The organism is Xanthomonas campestris pv. campestris str. ATCC 33913 (assembly GCF_000007145.1).
Lineage (GTDB): Bacteria > Pseudomonadota > Gammaproteobacteria > Xanthomonadales > Xanthomonadaceae > Xanthomonas > Xanthomonas campestris.
Window position 1 is genome coordinate 2,636,304 of the sequence record NC_003902.1, and the last position, 21,506, is coordinate 2,657,809.

General features: G+C 66.2%; 21 protein-coding genes. 6 read left to right on the plus strand and 15 right to left on the minus strand.

Annotated elements, in window-relative coordinates:
* Positions 1 to 223: 223 nt before the first annotated feature.
* From XCC_RS11660 to XCC_RS11720, 13 genes are all read right to left on the minus strand, one after another.
* Complete coding sequence (locus XCC_RS11660) at positions 224 to 1,468, minus strand: glutamate-5-semialdehyde dehydrogenase (RefSeq protein WP_011037382.1); 1,245 nt, start codon at positions 1,466 to 1,468, stop codon at positions 224 to 226.
* Between the two features lie 138 nt (positions 1,469 to 1,606).
* A complete protein-coding gene (gene proB, locus XCC_RS11665; RefSeq protein ID WP_011037383.1) occupies positions 1,607 to 2,761 on the minus strand; it encodes a glutamate 5-kinase in 1,155 nt (384 codons plus the stop codon).
* A 58-nt stretch (positions 2,762 to 2,819) separates the two neighbouring features.
* The gene (locus tag XCC_RS11670; protein ID WP_016944477.1) at positions 2,820 to 3,080 is read right to left on the minus strand and encodes a YciI family protein; all 261 of its coding nucleotides are present in this window, start codon (positions 3,078 to 3,080) and stop codon (positions 2,820 to 2,822) included.
* Complete coding sequence (locus tag XCC_RS11675) at positions 3,080 to 3,487, minus strand: cupin domain-containing protein (RefSeq protein WP_011037385.1); 408 nt, start codon at positions 3,485 to 3,487, stop codon at positions 3,080 to 3,082. Before XCC_RS11675 ends, XCC_RS11670 begins: the two co-directional genes overlap by 1 nt.
* On the minus strand, positions 3,484 to 4,779 hold the full coding sequence (locus tag XCC_RS11680; RefSeq protein WP_011037386.1) for an argininosuccinate lyase: 1,296 nt from the start codon (positions 4,777 to 4,779) through the stop codon (positions 3,484 to 3,486). Before XCC_RS11680 ends, XCC_RS11675 begins: the two co-directional genes overlap by 4 nt.
* 75 nt (positions 4,780 to 4,854) lie before the next feature.
* Positions 4,855 to 5,805: an N-acetyl-gamma-glutamyl-phosphate reductase gene (argC, locus tag XCC_RS11685; protein ID WP_011037387.1), complete on the minus strand. Its 951-nt coding sequence runs from the start codon at positions 5,803 to 5,805 to the stop codon at positions 4,855 to 4,857.
* Positions 5,802 to 6,413, minus strand: coding sequence for a GNAT family N-acetyltransferase (locus XCC_RS11690; RefSeq protein WP_011037388.1), 612 nt, complete (start codon positions 6,411 to 6,413; stop codon positions 5,802 to 5,804). The genes argC and XCC_RS11690 overlap by 4 nt, the downstream gene beginning before the upstream one ends.
* A gap of 5 nt (positions 6,414 to 6,418) precedes the next feature.
* Positions 6,419 to 7,762, minus strand: coding sequence for an acetylglutamate kinase (locus tag XCC_RS11695; protein WP_011037389.1), 1,344 nt, complete (start codon positions 7,760 to 7,762; stop codon positions 6,419 to 6,421).
* A gap of 48 nt (positions 7,763 to 7,810) precedes the next feature.
* The gene (locus XCC_RS11700) at positions 7,811 to 8,911 is read right to left on the minus strand and encodes an acetylornithine deacetylase (protein WP_011037390.1); all 1,101 of its coding nucleotides are present in this window, start codon (positions 8,909 to 8,911) and stop codon (positions 7,811 to 7,813) included.
* A gap of 242 nt (positions 8,912 to 9,153) precedes the next feature.
* Positions 9,154 to 10,347, minus strand: a complete 1,194-nt coding sequence (locus XCC_RS11705) for an argininosuccinate synthase (RefSeq protein ID WP_011037391.1) — start codon at positions 10,345 to 10,347, stop codon at positions 9,154 to 9,156.
* A 30-nt stretch (positions 10,348 to 10,377) separates the two neighbouring features.
* Complete coding sequence (locus tag XCC_RS11710; protein WP_011037392.1) at positions 10,378 to 10,848, minus strand: OsmC family protein; 471 nt, start codon at positions 10,846 to 10,848, stop codon at positions 10,378 to 10,380.
* Positions 10,845 to 11,864, minus strand: a complete 1,020-nt coding sequence (locus tag XCC_RS11715; RefSeq protein ID WP_011037393.1) for an N-acetylornithine carbamoyltransferase — start codon at positions 11,862 to 11,864, stop codon at positions 10,845 to 10,847. The genes XCC_RS11710 and XCC_RS11715 overlap by 4 nt, the downstream gene beginning before the upstream one ends.
* Positions 11,865 to 12,173: 309 nt before the next feature.
* On the minus strand, positions 12,174 to 12,689 hold the full coding sequence (locus XCC_RS11720) for a hypothetical protein (RefSeq protein WP_011037394.1): 516 nt from the start codon (positions 12,687 to 12,689) through the stop codon (positions 12,174 to 12,176).
* Positions 12,690 to 12,844: 155 nt separating this feature from the next.
* Between XCC_RS11720 and cysS the strand changes: the two genes are divergently transcribed.
* The 3 genes from cysS (at position 12,845) to XCC_RS11735 (ending at position 16,185) form a co-directional block, all read left to right on the plus strand.
* A complete protein-coding gene (gene cysS, locus XCC_RS11725) occupies positions 12,845 to 14,212 on the plus strand; it encodes a cysteine--tRNA ligase (protein WP_043877745.1) in 1,368 nt (455 codons plus the stop codon).
* Positions 14,213 to 14,500: 288 nt separating this feature from the next.
* The gene (locus tag XCC_RS11730) at positions 14,501 to 14,938 is read left to right on the plus strand and encodes a SufE family protein (protein ID WP_014507936.1); all 438 of its coding nucleotides are present in this window, start codon (positions 14,501 to 14,503) and stop codon (positions 14,936 to 14,938) included.
* Entirely contained in the window at positions 14,935 to 16,185 is a 1,251-nt protein-coding gene (locus tag XCC_RS11735) for an MFS transporter (RefSeq protein ID WP_011037397.1), read from the plus strand. Before XCC_RS11730 ends, XCC_RS11735 begins: the two co-directional genes overlap by 4 nt.
* Before the next feature lie 451 nt (positions 16,186 to 16,636).
* Here the strand turns inward: XCC_RS11735 and XCC_RS22425 are convergent, their stop codons facing one another.
* Both XCC_RS22425 and dksA read right to left on the minus strand, forming a co-directional pair.
* Complete coding sequence (locus tag XCC_RS22425; RefSeq protein ID WP_341809779.1) at positions 16,637 to 17,059, minus strand: hypothetical protein; 423 nt, start codon at positions 17,057 to 17,059, stop codon at positions 16,637 to 16,639.
* Positions 17,060 to 17,609: 550 nt separating this feature from the next.
* Positions 17,610 to 18,635, minus strand: a complete 1,026-nt coding sequence (gene dksA, locus XCC_RS11745) for an RNA polymerase-binding protein DksA (RefSeq protein ID WP_011037399.1) — start codon at positions 18,633 to 18,635, stop codon at positions 17,610 to 17,612.
* A gap of 90 nt (positions 18,636 to 18,725) precedes the next feature.
* On the opposite strand from dksA, the gene yidD reads away from it, so the two are divergent.
* The 3 genes from yidD to XCC_RS11760 are packed head-to-tail and all read left to right on the plus strand — an operon-like array spanning position 18,726 to position 21,198.
* The gene (yidD, locus tag XCC_RS11750; RefSeq protein WP_011037400.1) at positions 18,726 to 19,007 is read left to right on the plus strand and encodes a membrane protein insertion efficiency factor YidD; all 282 of its coding nucleotides are present in this window, start codon (positions 18,726 to 18,728) and stop codon (positions 19,005 to 19,007) included.
* On the plus strand, positions 19,004 to 20,353 hold the full coding sequence (locus tag XCC_RS11755; protein WP_011037401.1) for a dihydroorotase: 1,350 nt from the start codon (positions 19,004 to 19,006) through the stop codon (positions 20,351 to 20,353). Before yidD ends, XCC_RS11755 begins: the two co-directional genes overlap by 4 nt.
* Complete coding sequence (locus XCC_RS11760; RefSeq protein WP_012438160.1) at positions 20,353 to 21,198, plus strand: M23 family metallopeptidase; 846 nt, start codon at positions 20,353 to 20,355, stop codon at positions 21,196 to 21,198. The genes XCC_RS11755 and XCC_RS11760 overlap by 1 nt, the downstream gene beginning before the upstream one ends.
* Positions 21,199 to 21,506: the final 308 nt, after the last annotated feature.

Sequence of the window (21,506 nt, forward strand, 5' to 3'; positions counted from 1 at the left end):
CCGCATGGAGGGCGTACGCAGCGCAGGCCCTAGATGCACTTCCTATGCAGGGGGAGCGCCGGTTCGACACTCGGTTGCGGGTGATGGCCAGCGTTTCAGCGACAACGAGGAAGGACGGGGGTCACCATCGCCCGCGCCAGAGCAACGGCCCGGTGCATCGCGTAGCCCGCTGCTGCAACCATGCCTGCGCTGGCGGCCTGTGCGACAGCACCAGGCCAAGGCGTCAGTGCCGCACCTGCCCCTCACCGCGCACCACGAAGCGCTCCACGGTCAGCGCCTCCAGGCCCATCGGGCCGTACGAATGCAGGCGCGTGGTGGAGATGCCGATCTCCGCGCCCAGGCCGAGTTCGCCACCGTCGGAAAATCGCGAAGACGCATTGACCATCACCACCGCCGAGCGCAGCGACTGCACGAACGTTTCGGCGTTGGCGGGCGTCTGCGTGGCGATCACCTCGGTGTGATCCGAGCCGTACTGACGGATATGCGCCAGCGCGGTGTCCAGATCCGGCACCACGCGGATGGCCAGGATAAGGTCCAGGAATTCGGCGGCGTAGTCGTCGTCGCTGGCCGCGGCGATCTCGGGCAGCACTGCGCGCGTTGCCGCATCGCCACGCAGCTCGACGTTGCGCGCGCGCAACGCAGCGGCGGCGGCGGGGAGAAAGCGTTCGGCAATGTCTGCATGCACCAGCAGGGTCTCCAGCGAATTGCATGCCGACGGCCGCGAGGCCTTGCCATCCACCAGCAGGCGCACCGCCAGGTCCACGTCGGCCGAGGCATCCACGAACAGATGGCACACGCCCTTGTAATGCTTGATCACCGGCACGCGTGCGTGTTCGGCAACAAAACGGATCAGGCCCTCGCCACCGCGCGGAATCGCCAGATCGACGATATCGCTGAGTTGCAGCAGCTCCAGCATGGTTTCGCGGCGCAGATCCTCGACCAGCGTCAACGCGGCCTCGGGCACATTGGCCTCGCGCAATGCGCCCTGCAGTGCGCGCGCAATCGCGGTGTTGGAGTGAATCGCCTCCGAGCCGCCACGCAGGATCACGCCGTTGCCGGCCTTGATGCACAGCGCTGCCGCATCAGCGGTCACATTGGGGCGGGCTTCGTAGATCATCGCGATCACCCCCAGCGGCACGCGCACCTTCTGCACGCGGATGCCGTTGGGGCGCACATCGTCGCGCGTGACCTGGCCCACTGGATCCGGCAGCACGGCTACCTCACGCAACGCCGCGCCCACTGCCGACAAGCGCGCCGGCGTCAGCGTCAGGCGATCGAGCATCGCCGCACCGGTGCCCTTCTCACGCGCCGCATCCACGTCACGCTGGTTGGCCTGCAGAATCTGCGTCGCATCGGTGTCGAGCGCATTGGCCATGGCCAGCAATAAGGCCTGCTTGGCGTCTGCGGACAATTGCGACAGCACCTGCGCGGCGTCGCGGCATTGCAGGGCGAGCGATTTGATGGTCATTGGGGGCAACCGGGAATGGGGAGTGGGGAATCGGGAATGGCAACGGCCTGCATCACTGCGTCGTTCACGTCTGAGCATCGGAAACACCACGGGTGTAAGCGCTGTTGCGATTCCCAAGTCCCGATTCCCGATTCGCGGCTACAAAACTACCAGATCATCACGATGCACCACATTCTCGCCGTAGCTGTAGCCGAGGATCGGTTCGATCTCGCGCGAATGGCGGCGGGCGATGCGGCGCACATCAAGTGCCGAATACTGGCTCACGCCACGTGCCAGGCAGCGGCTGCCCACGCTGTCGCGCAGGTGGATTTCCACCATGTCGCCACGGCGGAAATCGCCTTCGGCACCGGCCACGCCACCGGGTAGCAGCGAGGCGCCCTTGTCGGTGAGCGCCAGCGCGGCGCCGGCGTCGATCAGGATCGTGCCCGGCTCCACCGGCGCATGCCGCAGCCAGTATTTGCGCGCGGCAATGCGCGTGCGCGCGGCGTGGATGCGCGTGCCGCACAGCCGGTCCTGCGCCAGCCCGCGCACCACCTCGGCACTGCGGCCGTTGAACAGATAGGTTTCGATCCCGGCCGCACCGGCCTTGGCGGCGGCTTCCAGCTTGGTGCGCATGCCGCCGGTGCCCACGCTGCTGCCGCTGCCGCCGGCCATCGCCAGCACCTCGGCGCTGAGTTCGGCCACCTCGTCGAGCGGGCGTGCCAGCGGGTTGCTGCGCGGGTCGGCGCTGTACAGGCCATCGATATCGGTGGCGATGAACAAGGCATCGGCATCGACCAGCGCGGCCACGATCGCGGCCAGGTTGTCGTTGTCGCCGAGCTTGAGTTCATCCACCGACACGGTGTCGTTCTCGTTGATCACCGGCAATGCGCCCAGCCGCAACAGTTCGCCCAGCGTGGCGCGCGCATTGAGGTAGCGGCGGCGGTTGCGCAGGTCGTCGTGGGTGAGCAGCACCTGCGCCACCGGGCGCTCGAAAAAGCGCTGCCACAACGCGATCAACTGCGCCTGGCCCAGCGCGGCCAGTGCCTGGCGCGCAGCGATGGCGGCGCCAGCTTCGGCTGCCTTGGGCAGGATGGCGCGCCCGGCCGCCACCGCGCCGGACGAGACGATCACCACTTCGCGCCCCGCCGCCAGATTGGCCGATACAAACTGCGCCAGGCCCAGCGCAAACCGCGGCGACAGGCCGCCGCCATCGGCCGCCAGCAGGCTGCTGCCGACCTTGAGCACTGCGCGCCGCCACGGCGGCAGCACCTGCTCGGTAAACAGCGAGGTCGCGACGACCGGCTGGGTCATGGCCGTGCCCTAGTGATTGCGGCAGCGATCACCACGTGTGCCACGCGGATGTGCAGCCTCACTGCGCGTTCCATTCGTACACCGTCAGCGTGGAGGCACCGCGCACGGCCAGGGGATCCTGCGCCACGATCTGCTGCGCCTGCGCCAGACCCTCGACATTGATCAATACGTACGCGCCACCGCTGCCGTCGCTGAAGCCCCCGGTCAACTCCAGTTGACCTGCGGCTCGCAGCGCATCCAGAAAATCGCGATGCGGCTGCACCACATCGGCCGGGAAGTCGGGCTGGCGCATCGCCAGGACCAGATAGCGCTTGGCCATCAGTCGGCCTCCGTTGGCGCGGCGCCCGGTGCAACCACGGCGGCGGTGGCCACAGGGGCGCCGGCAGTGGTCGTAAGCTCGGCCTTGCCATGCGGCGTGGAAATCACCAGGAACCGCGCCTGCTCGTCGGACAGGTTGTGCATCTGATGCGTCGAGCCGGGCGTCACATGCAGGCCCTGGCCCACCTTGAGCACGTGCTGCTCGCCATCCACCTGCAGCATCACCTCGCCGGCGAGCACATAGAAAAAATGCCGTGCACGGCTATGCCGGTGGCGTTGCTCCATCGCGCCCGGTGGCATGTGCTCTTCGAGCACGCTGAGCCCCGGGTCGCGCAGCAGGTGCCAGCCATCGCAGGCCTCGCCCCAGGGATAGTGCTCGGCGGTGTCGGCACTGAGGGTGGGGATCACTGCAGCGCCTCCCAGCGGGCGCGCAGCACATCCAGCTGCAGGTCGGCCGCCGCACCGGGCGACACGCGTGCGGCCAGGCTGCCTTCCGGTGTGCGTCCCTGCCCTGCGCTGTCAGACGCGGCGGCGGCCGCCTTGTAGGCGTCGCGGAACGGCACCCCGGCCACGGCGGCTTCCACCGCCACATCGGTGGCGTACATGCCCGAATCGATCGCCGAACGCAGCTTGTCCGGCCGCCATTCCAGGTTGGCCAGCAAGGCCGGCAAAAGCTCCAGCGCGGCCAGGCCGCGCGCAAAGCCGTGCACGATCGCGCCCTTGCTGCTCTGCAGATCGCGGTGGTAGCCGGACGGCAGCGACAGCAGCTGTTCGATCTCGGTGCGCGCCGCTGCCACGCTGGCGTGGGTGGCGCGCATCAATTCGATGACATCGGGGTTGCGCTTGTTCGGCATGATCGAACTGCCCGTGGTGTACTGCGCCGGCAGCGCGACAAAGGCGAATTCGCCGCTGGTGAACAACGACAGATCCCAGGCAATCCGGCGCAGGTCCAGCGTTGCGCCACCCAGCGCTTCCAGTGCAGCCAGTTCGAACTTGCCACGCGAGAGCTGTGCGTAGATGGGCGAGACCTGCAGGCGCGCGAAGCCAAGTTCGGCGGTGGTGTGCGCTCGGTCCAGCGGCAGATTGACGCCATAACCCGCGGCGGTGCCCAGCGGGTTGGTGTCTACCAGCTTGAAGGTGTCGTTGGCGCGCACGGCGTTGTCGATGAAGGCCTCGGCCCACCCCGCCCACCACATGCCGGCCGAGGACACCACCGCTCGCTGGATGTGCGTGTAGCCGGGCACCGGTAGCTCGGCTTCGGCCTGTGCGCGGTCCAGCGCCACCTTGGCCACCTCGGTGCTGAGCGCGGCCACGCGCTGCAGCTTGTCCTTCAACCATAGCCGCGTGGCCACCAGGATCTGGTCGTTGCGGCTGCGCCCGGTGTGGATCTTGCGGCCGGCATCGCCCAGGCATTCGGTCAGCCGCGCTTCGATGGCCGAATGGCAATCCTCGTAATGCGCATCGAGCACGAACGCGCCGCTACGGAAGTCGTCGGCCAGCAGATCCAGCTGCTCGCTCAGCCCGCCCAGTTCCTCCAGCGACAGGATGCCGATGTGCTGCAGCCCCTGCGCATGCGCCTTGCTGGCCGCGATGTCATACAGGAAGAACTCGCGGTCCAGGATGACGTCATCGCCGGCCAGGAAGGTCTGGATCTTGGCGTCCACCGCCACGCCGGGTTTTTGCCACAACAGATTGGTCATCGGAAAGCGTCTCGAAATAAGTCGTCCAATTGAATCCCCGCAGATGGATGTGCGGGCGCTTGCGAGGGACGCGCATCAGCCAATTGCGGTCAATTCGTCCCAGCCCAGCGCCAGGTTGAGGTTCTGCATGGCCTGCGTGGCCGCACCCTTGAGCAGGTTGTCCAGCGTTGCCACCACCACCACGCGCTTGTTGCCCGGCGCCATGGTGAACCCACCGATCTGCACGCCCTGGGTGCCGGCGATACGGCTCACCCACGGCGCCTCGTCCACGATCTCGATCAAGGGCTCATGCGCATACCGCTCCAGGTAGCGTGCGTGGATCTGCTCGCGCGTCAACGGCTGCTGCAGCCACAGGTTCACGGTCATGGTGATGCCGCGGAAATGCGGCGCCACATGCGGCATGAATTCCACCGGCACGCCGAGCTGCGCGGAGACTTCGCGCTCGTGCATGTGGTTGGTCAGCGCGTACGGCATCAGGTTGTCGGCCAGCAACGCGGGATTGTTCTTGTCTGAAGGCGTGGTGCCCGCACCGGAATAGCCGGAGACGCCAAAGCACTGCGGCGGCCCTGCCAGTTGCTCGCGCAGCGGCGTGATCGCCAGCTGCATGGCCGTGGCATAGCAGCCGGGATTGCTGATGCGGCGCTGCCCGGCGTAGGTGTGGCGGGTAAGCTCCGGCAAGCCGTAATACCAGGCCGGATCGAAGCGGTAGTCGGCCGACAGGTCGATCAGCAACGTCTGCGGCCGGCTGGCATCGATGGCCGCCACGAAGGGCTCGGCCTTGCCGTTGGGCAATGCCAGGATCACCACGTCCGCGGCCTTGGCAGCCACCGCGTCGGCGTCCAGGCTTTCATAGCGCAGCTCGCCCTCATAGCCATCGCTGTGCTCGGCCACGCGCTGGCCGGCGAGCTCGCGCGAGGACACGAACACCAGCTGCAACTGCGGGTGCGCGGCAATCAGCTTGATCAGCTCCGCGCCGGTATGGCCGCGTGCGCCCACAATGCCGATGGTGGTTGGTTGAACAGTCATGCGTGTGCGTCCAGGCGGAACTGCAGGTGGCGTTTCACCCCGGCCCATTCCGCATTGATGATGGAAAACACCACGGTGTCGCGTGGCGTGCCGTCGGCGTGGCGCGTGTGATTGCGCAGCACCCCGTCCTGCTTTGCACCCAGCCGCGCGATGGCCGCGCGCGAGGTGTGATTGAACCAGCTGGTCTCGAACACCACGCTCAGGCAGCCGAGCGTTTCAAAGGCATGCCCAAGCAGCAGACGTTTTGCCTCGGTATTGAGGCCGGTGCGCTGCACCCGCGGCGCGTACCAGGTGTAGCCGATCGACAGCTTCGGCACCGACGCATCCAGTGCGTAGTAGCGCGTGCTGCCGGCGATCTCGCCCGCCGCATCGCGCACCACGAACGGCAGCGCAGTGCCGTCCGCCTGCGCTGCCAACGCGGCGGCGATGTAGTCATCGACTTGCGCAGCACTGGGCACGCTGGTGTACCACAGGCGCGACAACGCGCCATCGGCCACTGCCGCACGCAAGCCATCGGCGTGGGCAGCGCGCAATGGCTCCAGCGTGACGTGCTGGCCGCGCAAGGTGGGCACCTCGCGCCAGAGCGTTTGCGATGCGGCGGCCGTCATTGCACTCACCCCAGCAAGGTGGGTTGACGCGTCGCGCAATGCGCCACGCAGTGCTGGATCTGCTCGAAGTTCTCCAGCCCATACCAGAACACCTTCCACTTTTCCTGCTTGATGCAGCCGTCGGATTCGGCGTAGTAGAAGATGTTGACCTGGTTGTTGTGACGCGAGCGCCAGAACAGCTGCGGGGTTTCTTCGCGCATCACGTTCCAGACCGCACGGCCCAGGCCCTCGCCTTGCGCATCGTCGAGCACGGCAAACTTGTCCAGATAGATCAGCGCGCTTGCACCCAGCATGCCCTCATCGGTGAGGATCACCGCCGCGCGATAGTTCTCGCTGACATAGGCACGCAGCAACTTGGTGTTGCTGAAGTAATCGGGCACCAGCGTACGGCCGAAGCTGGATTCGATCAGCGAGGTGAGCCGCGGCAGATCCAGTTCGTCCCACGAGGTCGCGCGCAGTACGCGCTCGCCACGCCGCACCAACGTGCCGGAACCCTTGTGGGTGAACAGTTCCTTGGCCAGATCCGCCGGCCGGGTGATCGACACCGACGACTCCAGCGGCAGCCGATCGAGCAGATCCTTGATCTGTTCGATCTTCACCCGCATGCCGCCGTTGATCCACGGCTGCTGCATCAGATGGTCGTATTCGGTGGACAGGTTGATCGAGTCGATCAGCTTGCCTTCGGCATCCAGCAAGCCGCCGGTGCCGGTGAGGAAGATGATCTTGTACGGCTGCAGTTCCTGCACCAATTCGTTGGCGGCAAAATCGGCGTTGACGTTGAGGATCTGCCCGCTCGGGGTCTCGCCCAGGCTGGTGATCACCGGGATCGAACCGGCCTGCAGGCTGGCCTCGATCGGCGCCAGATTCACTGCCTTGACCTCGCCGACCAGGCCGTAGGTGTCGCGATTCAGATATTCGGCTTCAAAAACGCCGCCGGTGATCGAAGTCGCACGCGCGCCGTTCTGCTGCAGCGCTTCCACCAGCTTGAGGTTGGAGGCCTGAAACACCTTGCGCACGATCGCCAGGGCATGCGGCGAGGTCACGCGCAGGCCGTTGACGGTCTGCTTTTCGATGCCGGCGGCCGATAGCTCGGCATCCAGCTGCGGGCCCGCGCCGTGCAGCACGATCGGGGTGAGCCCTACTTCCTGCAGGAACGACAACGACGAGGTCAGCGCCTCCAGGTCGTCGCGCAACACCGCGCCGCCCACCTTGACCACCGCAAAGCGCTTGGCGTCCAGCTGCGAGAAACGCTTCAGGTACTGGCTGATCTCTTTCGCGCTGGCCATGCTCGAAAGCAGGCGCACGATGGTCTGGCGGGTCTGTTTGTGGGGCTGTGCAGGAAGGGACATTGCGGTGATCGTTGGGAGGAATGGCCGCGCCAGGCGCGGAACGCAGGCTCAGTGCGAGCCGTTGATGATGCGGTTGACCGACTCGACGTAGCGCTGCAACTGCGCCAGCGTCACGAACTCGTCGGCGGTGTGCGCCTGGGCAATATCGCCCGGGCCATAAACCAGTGCGGTGTAGCCGCCGGCCGAAAACAGCGAGGCCTCGGTCCAGAAGTCCACCGCATTGCCGATCGGCAGGTCCAGCGCATCGGCCACATCGCGCGCCGCCAGGCGACGCTCTTCGGCACGTGCGATGTCGCCCGATGGCAGGCTGGGGCCGCGAAAGGTTTCTTCGAAATGCGCCGCAGCCGGATCGGCAAACCCGGCAAAGGTCGCCAGCAGGCCATCCACATCCATGGACGGCAGCGGCCGGAAGCCAAAGCGCAGTTCGGCCGCCGGCGCGATCATGTTGGCCTTGATGCCGCCATCGACGCGGCCGATGTTGAAGCGCAAACCGGTCAGCCCGCCGAAACGCGCGTGCGCCAGCGACTCGACATGATCCAGCGCCTTGCCGCCCCAGCGCATCGCCTGGTGCAGCGCGCTGGCAGCCGGATCCTGCTTGCCGGACGCATGCCCGGCACGGCCGGCAAAGCGCATCAGCACCGAGCTGATGCCGCGATGCGCCAGCACCGCCTCGCTCATGGTCGGCTCGGCCACCAGCACGGCGTCATACGGCAAGCCACGCGCCAGAAACGCCGCGATGCAGCGCGGGTCATTGGCTTCTTCGTCGGACGAAAACAGAAACGCCGCATCGCCATCGCCGGCATTGGCGGCCGCTACCAACGCCGCGGCCGCGCCCTTGATGTCGCAGACGCCCAGGCCGATCACCCGGTCCTCGGTGCGCCGCATCACGTGCGGATCGGCGCTCCAGTGCGGCGAATCCGGCACCGTGTCCAGATGCACATTGAACAGGTACTTCGGCGTGCCACGCACCGCGTACAGGCTCACTGCCCCATCGCCATGATCGATCACTTCGACCTGGAAACCGGGCAACTGCGCACGCAGATAATCGAAGATGCCACCTTCGGCAGCGATCGCACGCGGCGGATTGCGGGTGTCGAAGGACACCAGCGTTTCCAGGTGTTCGAGGGTGGAGGCGAGTAGATCGGTCATGTCGGTTTGATCAATGGTCCGAAGTGGCGGCTGGATGAAAGTGTGCAAAGCACGGAGGCGCGCAAACGACTGGTAAATCTCATCGAAGCGATTCCTTCTTCCTCCGGGAGAAGGTGCCCCAAAGGGGCGGATGAGGGTACGGGCGAAGCCTAGTGCACTGCACATTGCGGGAGCTTTGCCCGTACCCTCACCCCAACCCCTCTCCCGAGGGGAGAGGGGCTTTGCCTACGTGCCTGGAAACCTCAGCGGTTGACCTGCGCATACAGCGTGGAGCTCATGCCGAACAGCTTGATGAACCCCTCGGCCTCTTCCACGCCCCAGTCGGCCGACTGGGCGTAGGTCGCGCCCTTGGCGTTGAGCAGGTGCGGCGAACGCACCGCCACCGCATCGACGCGGCCACCGCGAGTTTCCAGCGTGACTTCGCCATTGACCTTGGACTGCGACGACTTCAGGAACGCCTCGATATCGGTCTTGAGCGGGTCGTGGTAGAAGCCCTCGTACACCAGCTCCACCCACTTGCGCGCCACGTCCGGCTTGAAGCGGTTCTGCTGCTTGGTCAGCACCGCGTCTTCCAGCGCACGGTGCGCGGTGAGCAGCGAGATCAGGCCCGGCGCTTCGAACACGATGCGGCCCTTCAGGCCGATCACGGTGTCGCCGGTGTACACGCCACGGCCCACGCCGTACTGCGCGAACAAGGTGTTGAGCTTGGCCAGGATCTGCGCACCTGGCAGGGCCTTGCCGTCCAGCGCCACGGCCTCGCCTTCGACAAACTTCAGCGTCACCGTCAACGCTTCGGTCGGCCACGCGCTACGCGGTGCACACCAGCCGCGTGCGCCTTCGCCCGGTGCTTCCCAGCGATCGATCTCGCCGCCGGACATGGTCACGCCCAACAGGTTCTCGTTGATGGTGTAGGCCTTCTGCTTGGCACGCACGCCGAAGCCGCGCTCTTCCAGGTACTTTTGCTCGTAGGCGCGGGTCTGGGTGTGTTCTTTCTGGATCTCGCGAATCGGCGCCACAATCTGGTAGTCGCCCAGCGCCTTTACCGCCAGGTCGAAACGCACCTGATCGTTGCCCATGCCGGTGCAGCCGTGCGCGATGATCCGCGTGCCCAGTTCTTCGGCGCGCTTGAGCGCAGCATCGACGATCAGGTAACGGTCGGACACCAGCAACGGGTACTGGCCCTGGTAGCCCTCGCCGGCCCACACGAACGGCTTGACGAAGCCTTCCCAGATCGCCGGGCCGCCATCGACGGTGACATGGCTGGCTGCGCCCAGCTCGGCGGCGCGCTTCTCGATGAAATCGCGTTCTTCGGCATCCACACCGCCGGTATCGGCGAACACGGTGTGCACGGCATAGCCGCGCTCCTGCAGGTACGGAATGCAGAAGCTGGTGTCGAGGCCACCGGAGAAAGCGAGGACGATATCTTTGCTGCTCATGACGAAGTTCCTGGGGGCAAGGGAGAAAAGTTAGTCCGTCACCACGATGCGCGGTTCGCAGCGCACCGGGAAGTTGACCGAATTGGCGATGAAACAGGCTTGATGCGCGAGATGATGCAGGGCGTCCGCGGTGGCGGGGTCGCCTGCGGAAATGGTCACCGTGGGCTTGAGCACCACCTCGCTGAAACGGCCGCTGTCGGCGTCGGTGAACATGCTGCCGATCGCATCGTCCACATAGCCGCGCACCACGATGCCGGACTCGGCAGCCAGGTGCAGGTACCACAGCATGTGGCAGGCCGACAGCGACGACACCAGCAGGTCCTCGGGATTGTGCAGCCCCGCGTCGCCGCGAAACAGCGGATCCGACGACCCGACGATCGGCGGCTTGCCGGCGATGGCAATCTCGTGCTCGCGGCCGTAACTGCGATAGCTGTGCGTGCCCTGCCCGCGGTCACCGGTCCAGGTGACACGGGCGGCATAACGATGCGTGTGCTGGCTCACGGGCGGCTCTGACCCACCAGCGCTGCCATGATCGCCTTCTGCACATGCAGGCGGTTTTCGGCCTCGTCGATGGCGATGCAATTGGGCGAATCCATCACCGCATCAGTAGCCTTGACGTTGCGACGCAGCGGCAGGCAGTGCGAAAACACGCCGTTGTTGGTCAGCGCCATCTTGCGTTCGTCGACGATGAAATGCTGGTACTGGTCGCGGATCGGCTTTTCCGGCTCCCAGTTGCCGAAGAACGGCAACGCGCCCCAGCTCTTGGCGTACACCACATCGGCGCCGGCATAGGCACTGTCGATGTCGTGGCTGACCTGCAGCGAGCCACCGCTTTCGGCCACGTTCTGCGCCGCCCAGTCCATGTAGCGCTCGTCCAGGATGTAGTCCGGGGTCGGGCACAGCAGGGTCACGTCCATGCCCATGCGCGTGGCGATGGTCAGTGCCGAATTGGCTACCGCGGTGTTCAACGGCTTGGGGTGGTAGGTCCAGGTCAACACGTACTTCTTGCCGCGCAGGTCCGGGGTGCCGAAATGCTCCTGCAGCGCCAGCGCGTGCGCCAGCTCCTGGCACGGGTGGGTAATGGTCTCCATGTTGATCACCGGCACCGGCGAATACTTGGCAAAGCTCTTGAGCACCTGGTCTTCGCGGTCCTTGGACCAGTCGACGAACTTCGGGAACGCACGCACTCCGATCAGGTCGACGTAGCGCCCCAGCACGCGCGCCACCTCGGCGATGTGCTCCTCGGTATCGCCGTCCATCACCGTGCCCAGGTTGAATTCGATCGGCCACGCATCCTTGCCCGGCTGCAGCACCACCGCATGCCCACCCAGCTGGAACGCGCCCAGCTCGAAGCTGGTGCGGGTCCGCATGGACGGGTTGAAGAACACCAGCGCGATCGACTTGCCCTTCAGCTCGCTTCCCAGCTTGTTGCGTTTGAACAACGCGGCCTGGGTCAACAGCGCATCCAGTTCGGCGCGGCTCCAGTCCTGGGTGTTCAAGAAGTGCTTCAGTGACATCGATCGATCCTTTGCTGCGTACTTCTGCTGCGTGGTCCGCCGCGAGCGGCGGGTTGCGCGGAATGCGCGGTTCTTGCGAGTGAAACTTTTCCCGGGCCCGAAACGAAAAAACCCAGCCGCGGGCTGGGTTTTCGAAACAGGCAGCAAAACGCTCCGGTTACCCAGCGAAAATGTGGGATTCCGGTTGGCGGGCACGCGACGTCATGCCGGAGGCCATCCGGGCGGCGCTGCTGTCGTGCTGAAAGGCGTTTGCGTGCATAGGGCGCGAATCCTCGCACGCATGCGGGCACGGCGCAACCGCCGCGGGCCTCATCGCGGCGGCGCGACGATGGCGTCGGGAATGTACGGGGTCACCGAGACCCGGATCCGCAGCCGGTTGCCCGGGTCTTCCGGCAGCCGGGAACGGTATTTGGTGCCCTTGTAGACGTAGTCCACGTCGAAGGCGATCGGCCGGCGGAACTCGCGCGGCACTTCCACCACCTTGCAGTTGCGCCGCGTGCTGGTCGGCGGCACCGCCGCCGGGGTGGCCGGCTCGGGCTGGCGCGAGAACATTTCCTTGACCGAATCCATCATCCGGTTGATGCGGCCTTCGCCGGACTCGACGGGCGCAATGGCCACCGCAGCGGCCTGCTCGGCCTCGCACTGCTCTTCGATGCGGGTGGCGCGCAAGGTCTGGTAGACCGGCTCCACGTTAAGCACCTGGGCATAGTCCAGCTTGACGTTTTCGATCACGACCACCCGGTTTTTCACGTCGGGCTCTGCCGCCTGCACCGGCAATGCCTGCCAGGCCAGCACACACAGCATGGAGAACGGGAGAAGTCGCATCAGGACCAAGGAGGCGGAGCAGAGCAATACGTAAGTGTATGGAGCTTGCGAGACCTTGGGCTGAACGCAGCCCATCCGTTGCCATCGCTTGTCTGCCGGTTCGCCGCATCGCCGCGACCGGCTAGAATCGCGCAGTTACCCTCGCCAAGATGCCGATGAGCCTGCGCCTGCACAACAACCTGACGCGGCGGGTCGAGCCGTTCGCACCGCTCGATCCGTCCAGCCCCACCCTGTATGTGTGCGGGCCCACGGTCTACAACTATGCGCATATCGGCAATGCGCGTGGCCCGGTGGTGTTCGATGTGCTGGCGGCGCTGCTGCGCCGGCGCTATGGCGCGCTGCGCTACGCACGCAACATCACTGACGTGGACGACAAGATCAACGCCGCCGCCCAGGCCCAGGGCGTGCCGATCTCCACCATCACTGACCGCTTCGCGGCGATCTACCGCCAGGACATGGCCGCGCTCGGTGTGGTGCCGCCGGATATCGAGCCGGAGGCAACCGCGCACATCCCGCAGATCGTGGCGATGATCGAACAGCTGATCGCCAGCGCGCATGCCTATGCCGCCGAAGGCCATGTGCTGTTCGCGGTGGCCAGCTTTGCCGACTACGGCAAGCTGTCACGCCGCGATCCCGATGAAATGCTGGCCGGCGCACGCGTCGATGTGGCGCCCTACAAACGCGACCCTGGCGACTTCGTGCTGTGGAAGCCCTCCAGCGACGACCTGCCCGGCTGGGACTCGCCGTGGGGCCGCGGCCGCCCCGGCTGGCATATCGAATGCTCGGCAATGGCCGCCACGCATCTCGGGCCGACCATCGACATCCACGCCGGCGGCGTGGACCTGCAGTTCCCGCATCACGAAAACGAAATTGCGCAGAGCGAGTGCGCCCACGGCGGCGCCGTCTTCGCACGGTTCTGGTTGCACAACGGCATGCTCAACTTCAGCGGCGCCAAGATGAGCAAGTCGCTGGGCAACATCGAGACCGTGCACGACCTGATCGCCAAGCACCCGCCCGAAGCGCTGCGTTATGCGTTGTTGAGCGCGCACTACCGGCAACCGCTGGACTGGTCGGATGGCTTGATCGAACAGGCCAAGAACACCCTGGACCGGCTGTACGGCACGCTGCGCGACCTGCATGACGTGGCTGCAAGCGCGGTGATCCCCGCACCGGTCGAGGCCGCGCTGGACGACGACCTCAACACCCCGCAGGCGCTGGCCGAAGTGGCGCGCATCGCCGGCGAGGCACGCAAGGCCAATGACGCCGCCGACCGGGCCCGGTTGAAGGCCGAGCTGCTCGGTGCGGGCCTCGCGTTGGGGCTGCTGCAGCAGGAACCGGCCGCGTGGTTTTCGCGTGGTGCCGACGCCGGCGACGATGCCCGTATCGCCGCCCTGGTCGACGAACGCAGCGCGGCGAAAAAAGCCAAGGATTTCGCCCGCGCCGATGCCATCCGCCAGCAGCTGGCCGACGAAGGCATCGTGCTGGAAGACACTGCGCAGGGCGTGCGCTGGAAGCGCGCATGACTTTATTCCCTTCTCCCTCCGGGAGAAGGTGCCCCGCAGGGGCGGATGAGGGTACTAGCGAAGCCACGTGCATCGATTTTTTTGAGGTAAGCGCGAAGCCACCCGCATCGAACTCCAGCGAAGCTTCGCCCGTACCCTCACCCCAACCCCCGCGCCCCGGCCCGCGCTGGCGGCGCGGGCGCTCCAAGGCCCGCGCGCCAGTGGCGCGCAAACCGTGCTTTCTCGCTCCGGAGGGAGAGGGGCTTTGACCGAACGACCCTGGATTTTGCGAATGATTCTGGAGTATTGATGACCACCACCCCCTTCCCGCTAGAACCCACCGCCGCCGAAGCGCAAGCCACCATCGCCGAGGAGTTTTCCTTCTTCGGCGACTGGTCCGAGCGCTACCAGTACCTGATCGACCTGGGCCGCAAGCTGCCCACCTTCCCGGAACAGTGGAAGAGCGAAGAACACCGCCTGCACGGCTGCCAGTCGATGGTGTGGATCGTGCCGGAGGGCAACGCCGAGCGCCTGGACTTCCACGCGGTCAGCGATTCGGCCATCGTCTCCGGCCTGATCTACCTGGCGCTGCGCGTGTACTCGGGCCGTAGCGCGCAGGAAATCCTGGCGACCGAGCCGGACTACATCGCCGGAATCGGCCTGGCCAAGCACCTCTCACCGACCCGCAGCAATGGCGTGGCCGCGATGCTGGCCTTCATCCGCGACACCGCCCGCGCGCAGCAGTGAGCACGCCCACGCCGTCACGGGCAGCCTCGCTGCGCACGCTGCTGACCTACCCCGGCTTCGGGTTGATCCTGCTGTACCGCGTCAGCGCGATGCTGTCCTACCAGATCGTTGCGGTGACGGTGGGCTGGCACATCTACGAGATCACCCGCAGTCCGCTGTCGCTGGGATTGATCGGGCTGGCGGAAATCCTGCCGTTCTTCTGCATCGCGCCGTTCGCCGGGTATCTGGTCGACCATCTGCCGCGGCGCCGGCTCGGCATGACGGCCGCGCTGGGCCTGGTGGCCACCGCCCTGATCCTGACGGCCATCACGCATGGCTGGTTGCCAGTCAACGGCGTGTGGCCGATCTATGCGGCCATCGCGCTGACCGGCGCCGCGCGCTCGTTCCTGTCGCCGGTGTACAACGCCTTGTTCGCACGCGCCCTGCCGCGCGAGGCCTTCGCGCGTGGCGCCAGCATCGGCAGCGTGACCTTCCAGGCCGGCATGGTGATCGGCCCGGCGCTGGGCGGCGTGCTGGTCGCCTGGGGTGGCAAGGGCCTGGCCTATGGCGTAGCGGCAAGCGTGGCGCTGGTGGCCATCCTGGCGCTGTTCCTGCTGCGCGTGACCGAGCCGGTCAACGCAGGCCCGCGTGCACCGATCTTCCGCAGCATTGCCGAAGGCGCGCAGTTCGTGTTGTCCAACCAGATCATGCTCGGCGCGATGGCGCTGGACATGTTCTCGGTGCTGCTCGGCGGTGCGGTGTCGATGCTGCCGGCCTTCATCCACGACATCCTGCACTACGGGCCGGAAGGGCTGGGCATCCTGCGCGGCGCACCTGCGCTGGGCTCGATCCTGGTCGGCGTATGGCTGGCGCGGCACCCGCTGCAGCGCAACGCCGGGCGCATCCTGCTGCTGTCGGTGGCCGGGTTCGGGCTGTGCACGATCGCCTTCGGCCTGTCACGCCACTTCTGGTTATCGGCGGCGATCCTGCTGTCCTACGGCATGTGCGACGGCGTGTCGGTCGTGGTACGCCAGACCATCCTGCAACTGGCCACGCCGGACGCGATGCGCGGCCGGGTGTCATCGATCAACGGCATTTTCATCGGCTCGTCCAACGAGCTGGGCGCGTTCTACGACGGGGTGATGGCGCGGCTGGTCGGCCTGGTGCCGGCGGTGGTGATCGGTGGCTGCGTGACCCTGGGCGTGGTGGCGACCACTGCGTGGAAGGCGCCGAAATTGCGCAAGCTGGATCTGCGCGATCTGCAGTAGCCGCTACATGTAGCGTGGTCGAGTTTGCGTGCGCCTGCTCGCGAAAATGGGCGGCGCAGATACGGCCGTGCGAACAGCCACTACTAGCAATGCGTGACGATGCGTGACGCCGCTGGCGCAGTATGGAGAGCCATCGCGACCATAGCGTGGCGCGGACTACCGCAGCGGCTTCTTGGCCACCGGTAGATGGGCTGGCATCTCCATCGACGCATGCTCCACGTAGGGCATTGCTGTCGCGTGTGAGGCGTTGCGTGTGCGACTGCTGCACAACGCGCTGCACATCCGCCTCTGGGTCGTGCTTGCAGTAGCCGCTGCAGTCCGCGCACGCAATAGGGTCGAGAGTGTGCGCCGCCGATCGCGGAAGTAGGCGGCACATACACGGCCGCCTGGACAGCCGCCGCGATCACAGCGTGGCGCGAACTACCGCCCCCGCTTCTTGGCGATCCATACATTAAGCTGACGTTTCGATCAACGCATGCCCACGTAGGAGCGCGCTTGCGCGCGAAGGGCATTCCCGGGAACGCCTCTCGCGCGCAAGCGCGCTCCTACAAGTGCGTTGCTTTTGGTTGTGAAGCTTCGATGCGCGCGCAACCGCGACACAACTACTGGCTGGGTCCTCCAGCAACGCCCGCAAACCCGCGGCCTCGCCTTCATTGGCCGCCCTAGCGATCAGCGCCTGCACGCCTGATCGGTAGGCCGTCTGCTGCGTCTGTGCGGCCGGCACCGCCACGTCGGGGATCACGCCACTGCGCTCCAAATTGCCGCGGGTGATCGGGCTCACTAACCGGGCGTAGGGCACCACCGCAACAACCTGGTTACTGATCTTGAAGCCGCGGCTTGGATGCGCACCGCCAGCGGTGACCTCGCCCACCACCGTGGCGCGCGCCAGCGCCTGCAGCGCATACGCAACGTCCTCGGCTGCCCAAAAGGTCTACTGGCTGTTCAGGAGGTACACCGGTTTGCTGCCACCAAAAGCCTGCCCTGGCAGACCCGGCGTGGTCCAGGCCTGCTCGGTCACTCCGCCCTTGCGGGTCACGATGTCGTGCAAGCGCACGCGCGTGTCGAACCGATAGCTGGCCAGCTACGCCACCATCGCCGGGTCGCTGGGTCGCTGGGTCGCTGGGTCGCCGGGTCGCTGGGTCGCCGGGTCGCCGGGTCGCCGGGTCGCCGCCACCGTTATCGCGCAGGTCAATGATCAGCGCATCGGTATTAGCGACGAAGTCCGTCGCCGAACTCGCGGTCGCTGCGGCCAGGTACGGGTAGGCGAAGAGGCGGAACTTCTCGTAGCCGATGTTGCCGGGCAGGCGCTGGACCTTGTCGAATGCGAAGTTGCCCTTGACCACCGCCGGGTGCGTAGCCCACGACAAAAGCCCCGCACTAGGCGGGGCTTGGTCGCAATAGTAGACAACCGCCCTAACGGGTGATCAGTCGCCCTGCTGCTTCTGCAGGTGTTCCCAACGCTCCTGGGCGTCGATGGTGCGCTCGGCGGTCAGGCGCGCCTCCAGGCGGTCCAGGCCGATCTCTTCGCCGGTGTCTACGCAGTAGCCGTAGTCGCCGTCTTCCAGACGCTTGAGCGTGCTGTCGATCTTGGAGATCAACTTGCGTGCACGGTCGCGCGCGCGCAACTCGAGCGAGTTCTCGGTTTCGCGGGTGGCACGTTCGGCTTCGTCGCCGATGTCACGCACTTCTTCGCGCAGGTTCTCGATGGTCTGCTTGGACTCTTCCACCATCTCGTTGCGCCAACGCTGCAGGCGCTGACGGAAGTACTCCTGCTGCAGCTTGCTCATGTACTCCTCGTCCGCGGAGGGCTTGTAGCCCTGCGGCAGGATCGGGCGGCCGGTGGTTTCGTCGGTCTTGTAGTCGACGACCTTGTACTTGGCCTTCGGGGTCGAGCCCGACGGTTTGGAGGTCACGGCCACAGCCACCTTGCCGACCGGACGGGTCGCGGCGGGCTTGGCGGGGGCTTCGGTTTTGGTTGGCGTTTTTGCTGAGGATTTCGAAACGGGCACGGGATTCTTGGATGACGGGGTCGCAGACTTCGCCGGCTTCGCAGGGACGGCCTTGGAGGCCGGTGCGGGCGCGGGCTTGGCAGCCTTGACCGGGACTGACTTGGCCGGAGCCGGCGTGGTGGCCGGCTTCGGTACGGACTTGGTGGCCACCGGCTTGGTGACCGGCTTGGCGGCAGCCGGAGCTGCCTTGCTCGCCGCCGGCTTGGCAGCACTCTTGGCGACGGGTTTCACGGGCTTGGGCGCTGCGGGTTTCGAGGCCGGCGCCGGCTTGGCAGCGGTCTTGGTCGCAGGTGCCTTCTTGGCAACCGGTTGCTTGGCGGCCGGGGTCGCCTTCTTGGCGGCCGGCTTGGCAGCGGCAGGCGCCGCGGCCTTCTTGGCAACAGGCTTGGCGGACTTCTTGGCGGCCTGGACGGCCTTTTGTGCAGTTTTTTTAGCAGCCACGAAACGCTCTTCCTTGGTTCCCCCGGGGCCCGGGAAAGCGGGCCTTTATAGCCTACCCCACAGACCCCCGGCAACCACGTATTAATCCAAGTGGCATATCATTGGCAAGTGATCGGACGCCTGCTCATCGCGCTGCTGCGCTTCTACAAGCGGTTCATCAGCCCCCTGCTGGGACCGCGCTGCCGTTTTGCGCCCAGCTGCTCGGAGTATGCGATGACTGCCATCGCCCGCTTCGGTCCGCTCCGCGGCAGCTGGCTGGCTGCACGCCGCTTGGGCCGCTGCCATCCGTTCCATCCGGGCGGGTTCGACCCCGTTCCCGATGCGCCCACATCTTCCCCCTCTTCCTGCCGCTGCAAAGGACCCCATCCATGAGCCGAACCGTCATCGTCAACGCCCGCCTGGTCAATGAAGGCAAGGAGTTCGACGCCGATCTCCTGATCGAAGGCGGCCGCATCGCCCGCATCGACAGCCATATCGCACCGGCTGCCGGCGACACCGTGGTGGATGCGGCCGGCCGCTGGCTGCTGCCCGGGATGATCGATGACCAGGTGCACTTCCGCGAGCCGGGCCTGACCCACAAGGGCGACATCGCCACCGAATCCGGTGCCGCGGTGGCCGGTGGCCTGACCAGCTTCATGGACATGCCCAACACCAATCCGCCGACCCTGAACGCCGACGCGCTGCAGGCCAAGTACGATGCGGCCGCCGGGCGCGCCTGGGCCAACTACGGCTTCTACATGGGCGCCAGCAACGACAACCTGGCCCACATCCAGTCGCTGGACCCCAAGACCGCACCCGGCATCAAGGTGTTCATGGGCGCCTCCACTGGCAACATGCTGGTGGACAACCCCGAGACGCTGGATGCGATCTTCCGCGACGCCCCCACGCCGATCATCACCCACTGCGAAGACACCCCCACCATCGATGCCACGATGGCCGCCTACAAGGAAAAGTACGGCGACGCATTGACTGCCGAGATGCATCCGGACATCCGCTCGCGCGAAGCCTGCCTGAAGTCCTCGCAGCTGGCGGTGTCGCTGGCGCGCAAGCACAACACCCGCCTGCACGTGCTGCACATCTCCACCGCCGATGAATTGATGCTGTTCGAAGCCGGCCCGCTGGTGGATGCCGATGGCAAGGTGCGCAAGCGCATCACCGCCGAGACCTGCATCCATTTCCTGCGCTTTGACCGCAGCGATTACGCGCGCCTGGGCAACCTGATCAAATGCAATCCCGCGATCAAGGATCCCGAGGACCGCCTGGCATTGATCGAGGCCTTGGCCGAAGACGTCATCGACGTGCTCGCCACCGATCATGCCCCGCATACCTGGGACGAAAAGCAGAAGCCGTATGCGCAGGCACCCTCGGGCTTGCCGCTGGTGCAATACGCGCTGGTCGCCGCGCTGGAGCTCGTGCATGAAGGCAAGCTGCCGATCACCCGCGTCGTGCAGAAGTTTGCGCATGCGCCGGCGCAGTTGTTCGACGTGGAGCAACGCGGCTTCCTGCGCGAAGGCTACTTCGCCGACCTGGTGCTGATCGACAACAGGCCGTTCACCGTCAAGCGCGAACAGGTGTTGTCCAAGTGCGGCTGGTCGCCGTTCGAAGGCACCACCTTCCGCTCACGCATCGCTGCAACCTGGGTCAACGGCCAGCAGGTGTGGGATGGCGAACAGCTGGTGGGCAGTGCCGCCGGCCAGCGCCTGACCTTCGACCGCTGATGCGTGCACTGCTGATGGGCGCGGCGCTTGCGCTGGCGCCGTGCACATTGCTCACGGTGCCGGTGTCTGCGCAGGAGCCCGCCGCTGCAGACGGGCGCGTGGTGTTTCCGGCCAGCGCCTCGCAAGGGGCGATGGTGATCGGCAAAGTGCCGGCGGGCAGCCGGGTCGAGTACGCCGGCCGCGCGCTGCGCGTGAGTGGTTACGGCAGCGTGGTGTTCGGCATCGGCCGTGACGCCACCGGCCCGTTGCAGGTGCAGATCACCCGCGCCGATGGTGGAAAGGAGACCGCAACCATCGCGGTCACTCCGCGCGACTGGCCGGTGGAGCGCGTCAACGGCGTGCCGCCAAAGACCGTCAACCCACCACCGGCCATTGCCGAGCGCATCAAGCGCGAGCAGGCGCAGGTCACTGCCGCACGCGATCGCGACGACCCACGCGCCGATTTTGCGCAGCCCTTCGTGTGGCCGGTACAGGGCCGCATCAGCGGCCGCTTCGGCAATGCGCGCGTGTATAACGGCCAGCCTGGCGCCGGTCATTCGGGCATGGATATCGCCGTGCCCACCGGCACGCCGGTCAAGGCGCCCGCCGCTGGCGTGGTGACCTTTGCGGCACCGGATCTGTACCTGACCGGCGGCACGTTGCTGCTTGACCACGGCTTCGGCATCAGTTCGAACTTCCTGCACCTGTCGCGGATCGACGTGAAGGTAGGCGATCGCGTGGAACAGGGCCAGGTCATCGCCGCGGTGGGCGCCACCGGGCGCGCGACCGGGCCGCATCTGCATTGGGGGATGAATTGGTTCGATGTGCGTATCGACCCCTTGTTGGTGCTTGAGCGCGGGAAGTAAGTGCCAGTGGGCGGCTTTTCCCTTCTCCCCTCGGGAGAAGGTGGCGCGTAGCGCCGGATGAGGGTGCGGCTGCTACTGGTTAACTGAGTAACCGTACCCTCACCCCAACCCCTCTCCCGGGGGGAGAGGGGCTTTCACTTGCCGGCAGCGAAGCGTGTCGTCGACGATTGCGTACAATTGTTGATTGATCGAATGCCTGGGCTGTGGGCTGTGGGCTGTGGGCTGTGGGCTGTGGGCAGTGGGCTGTGGGCTGTGGCAATGCCAGCGTTTGCGCATCAAGCGCTCAACCCGTGCACGCTCACAGCCAC

Excerpts from the sequence above, each read along its gene's own strand:
- XCC_RS11660 (WP_011037382.1), bottom strand. The coding sequence starts at position 1,468 with ATGACCATCAAATCGCTCGCCCTGCAATGCCGCGACGCCGCGCAGGTG.
- proB (WP_011037383.1), bottom strand. The coding sequence starts at position 2,761 with ATGACCCAGCCGGTCGTCGCGACCTCGCTGTTTACCGAGCAGGTGCTG.
- XCC_RS11670 (WP_016944477.1), bottom strand. The coding sequence starts at position 3,080 with ATGGCCAAGCGCTATCTGGTCCTGGCGATGCGCCAGCCCGACTTCCCG.
- XCC_RS11680 (WP_011037386.1), bottom strand. The coding sequence starts at position 4,779 with ATGACCAATCTGTTGTGGCAAAAACCCGGCGTGGCGGTGGACGCCAAG.
- argC (WP_011037387.1), bottom strand. The coding sequence starts at position 5,805 with ATGACTGTTCAACCAACCACCATCGGCATTGTGGGCGCACGCGGCCAT.
- XCC_RS11690 (WP_011037388.1), bottom strand. The coding sequence starts at position 6,413 with ATGACGGCCGCCGCATCGCAAACGCTCTGGCGCGAGGTGCCCACCTTG.
- XCC_RS11695 (WP_011037389.1), bottom strand. The coding sequence starts at position 7,762 with ATGTCCCTTCCTGCACAGCCCCACAAACAGACCCGCCAGACCATCGTG.
- XCC_RS11700 (WP_011037390.1), bottom strand. The coding sequence starts at position 8,911 with ATGACCGATCTACTCGCCTCCACCCTCGAACACCTGGAAACGCTGGTG.
- XCC_RS11705 (WP_011037391.1), bottom strand. The coding sequence starts at position 10,347 with ATGAGCAGCAAAGATATCGTCCTCGCTTTCTCCGGTGGCCTCGACACC.
- XCC_RS11715 (WP_011037393.1), bottom strand. The coding sequence starts at position 11,864 with ATGTCACTGAAGCACTTCTTGAACACCCAGGACTGGAGCCGCGCCGAA.
- XCC_RS11720 (WP_011037394.1), bottom strand. The coding sequence starts at position 12,689 with ATGCGACTTCTCCCGTTCTCCATGCTGTGTGTGCTGGCCTGGCAGGCA.
- cysS (WP_043877745.1), top strand. The coding sequence starts at position 12,845 with ATGAGCCTGCGCCTGCACAACAACCTGACGCGGCGGGTCGAGCCGTTC.
- XCC_RS11730 (WP_014507936.1), top strand. The coding sequence starts at position 14,501 with ATGACCACCACCCCCTTCCCGCTAGAACCCACCGCCGCCGAAGCGCAA.
- XCC_RS11755 (WP_011037401.1), top strand. The coding sequence starts at position 19,004 with ATGAGCCGAACCGTCATCGTCAACGCCCGCCTGGTCAATGAAGGCAAG.
- XCC_RS11760 (WP_012438160.1), top strand. The coding sequence starts at position 20,353 with ATGCGTGCACTGCTGATGGGCGCGGCGCTTGCGCTGGCGCCGTGCACA.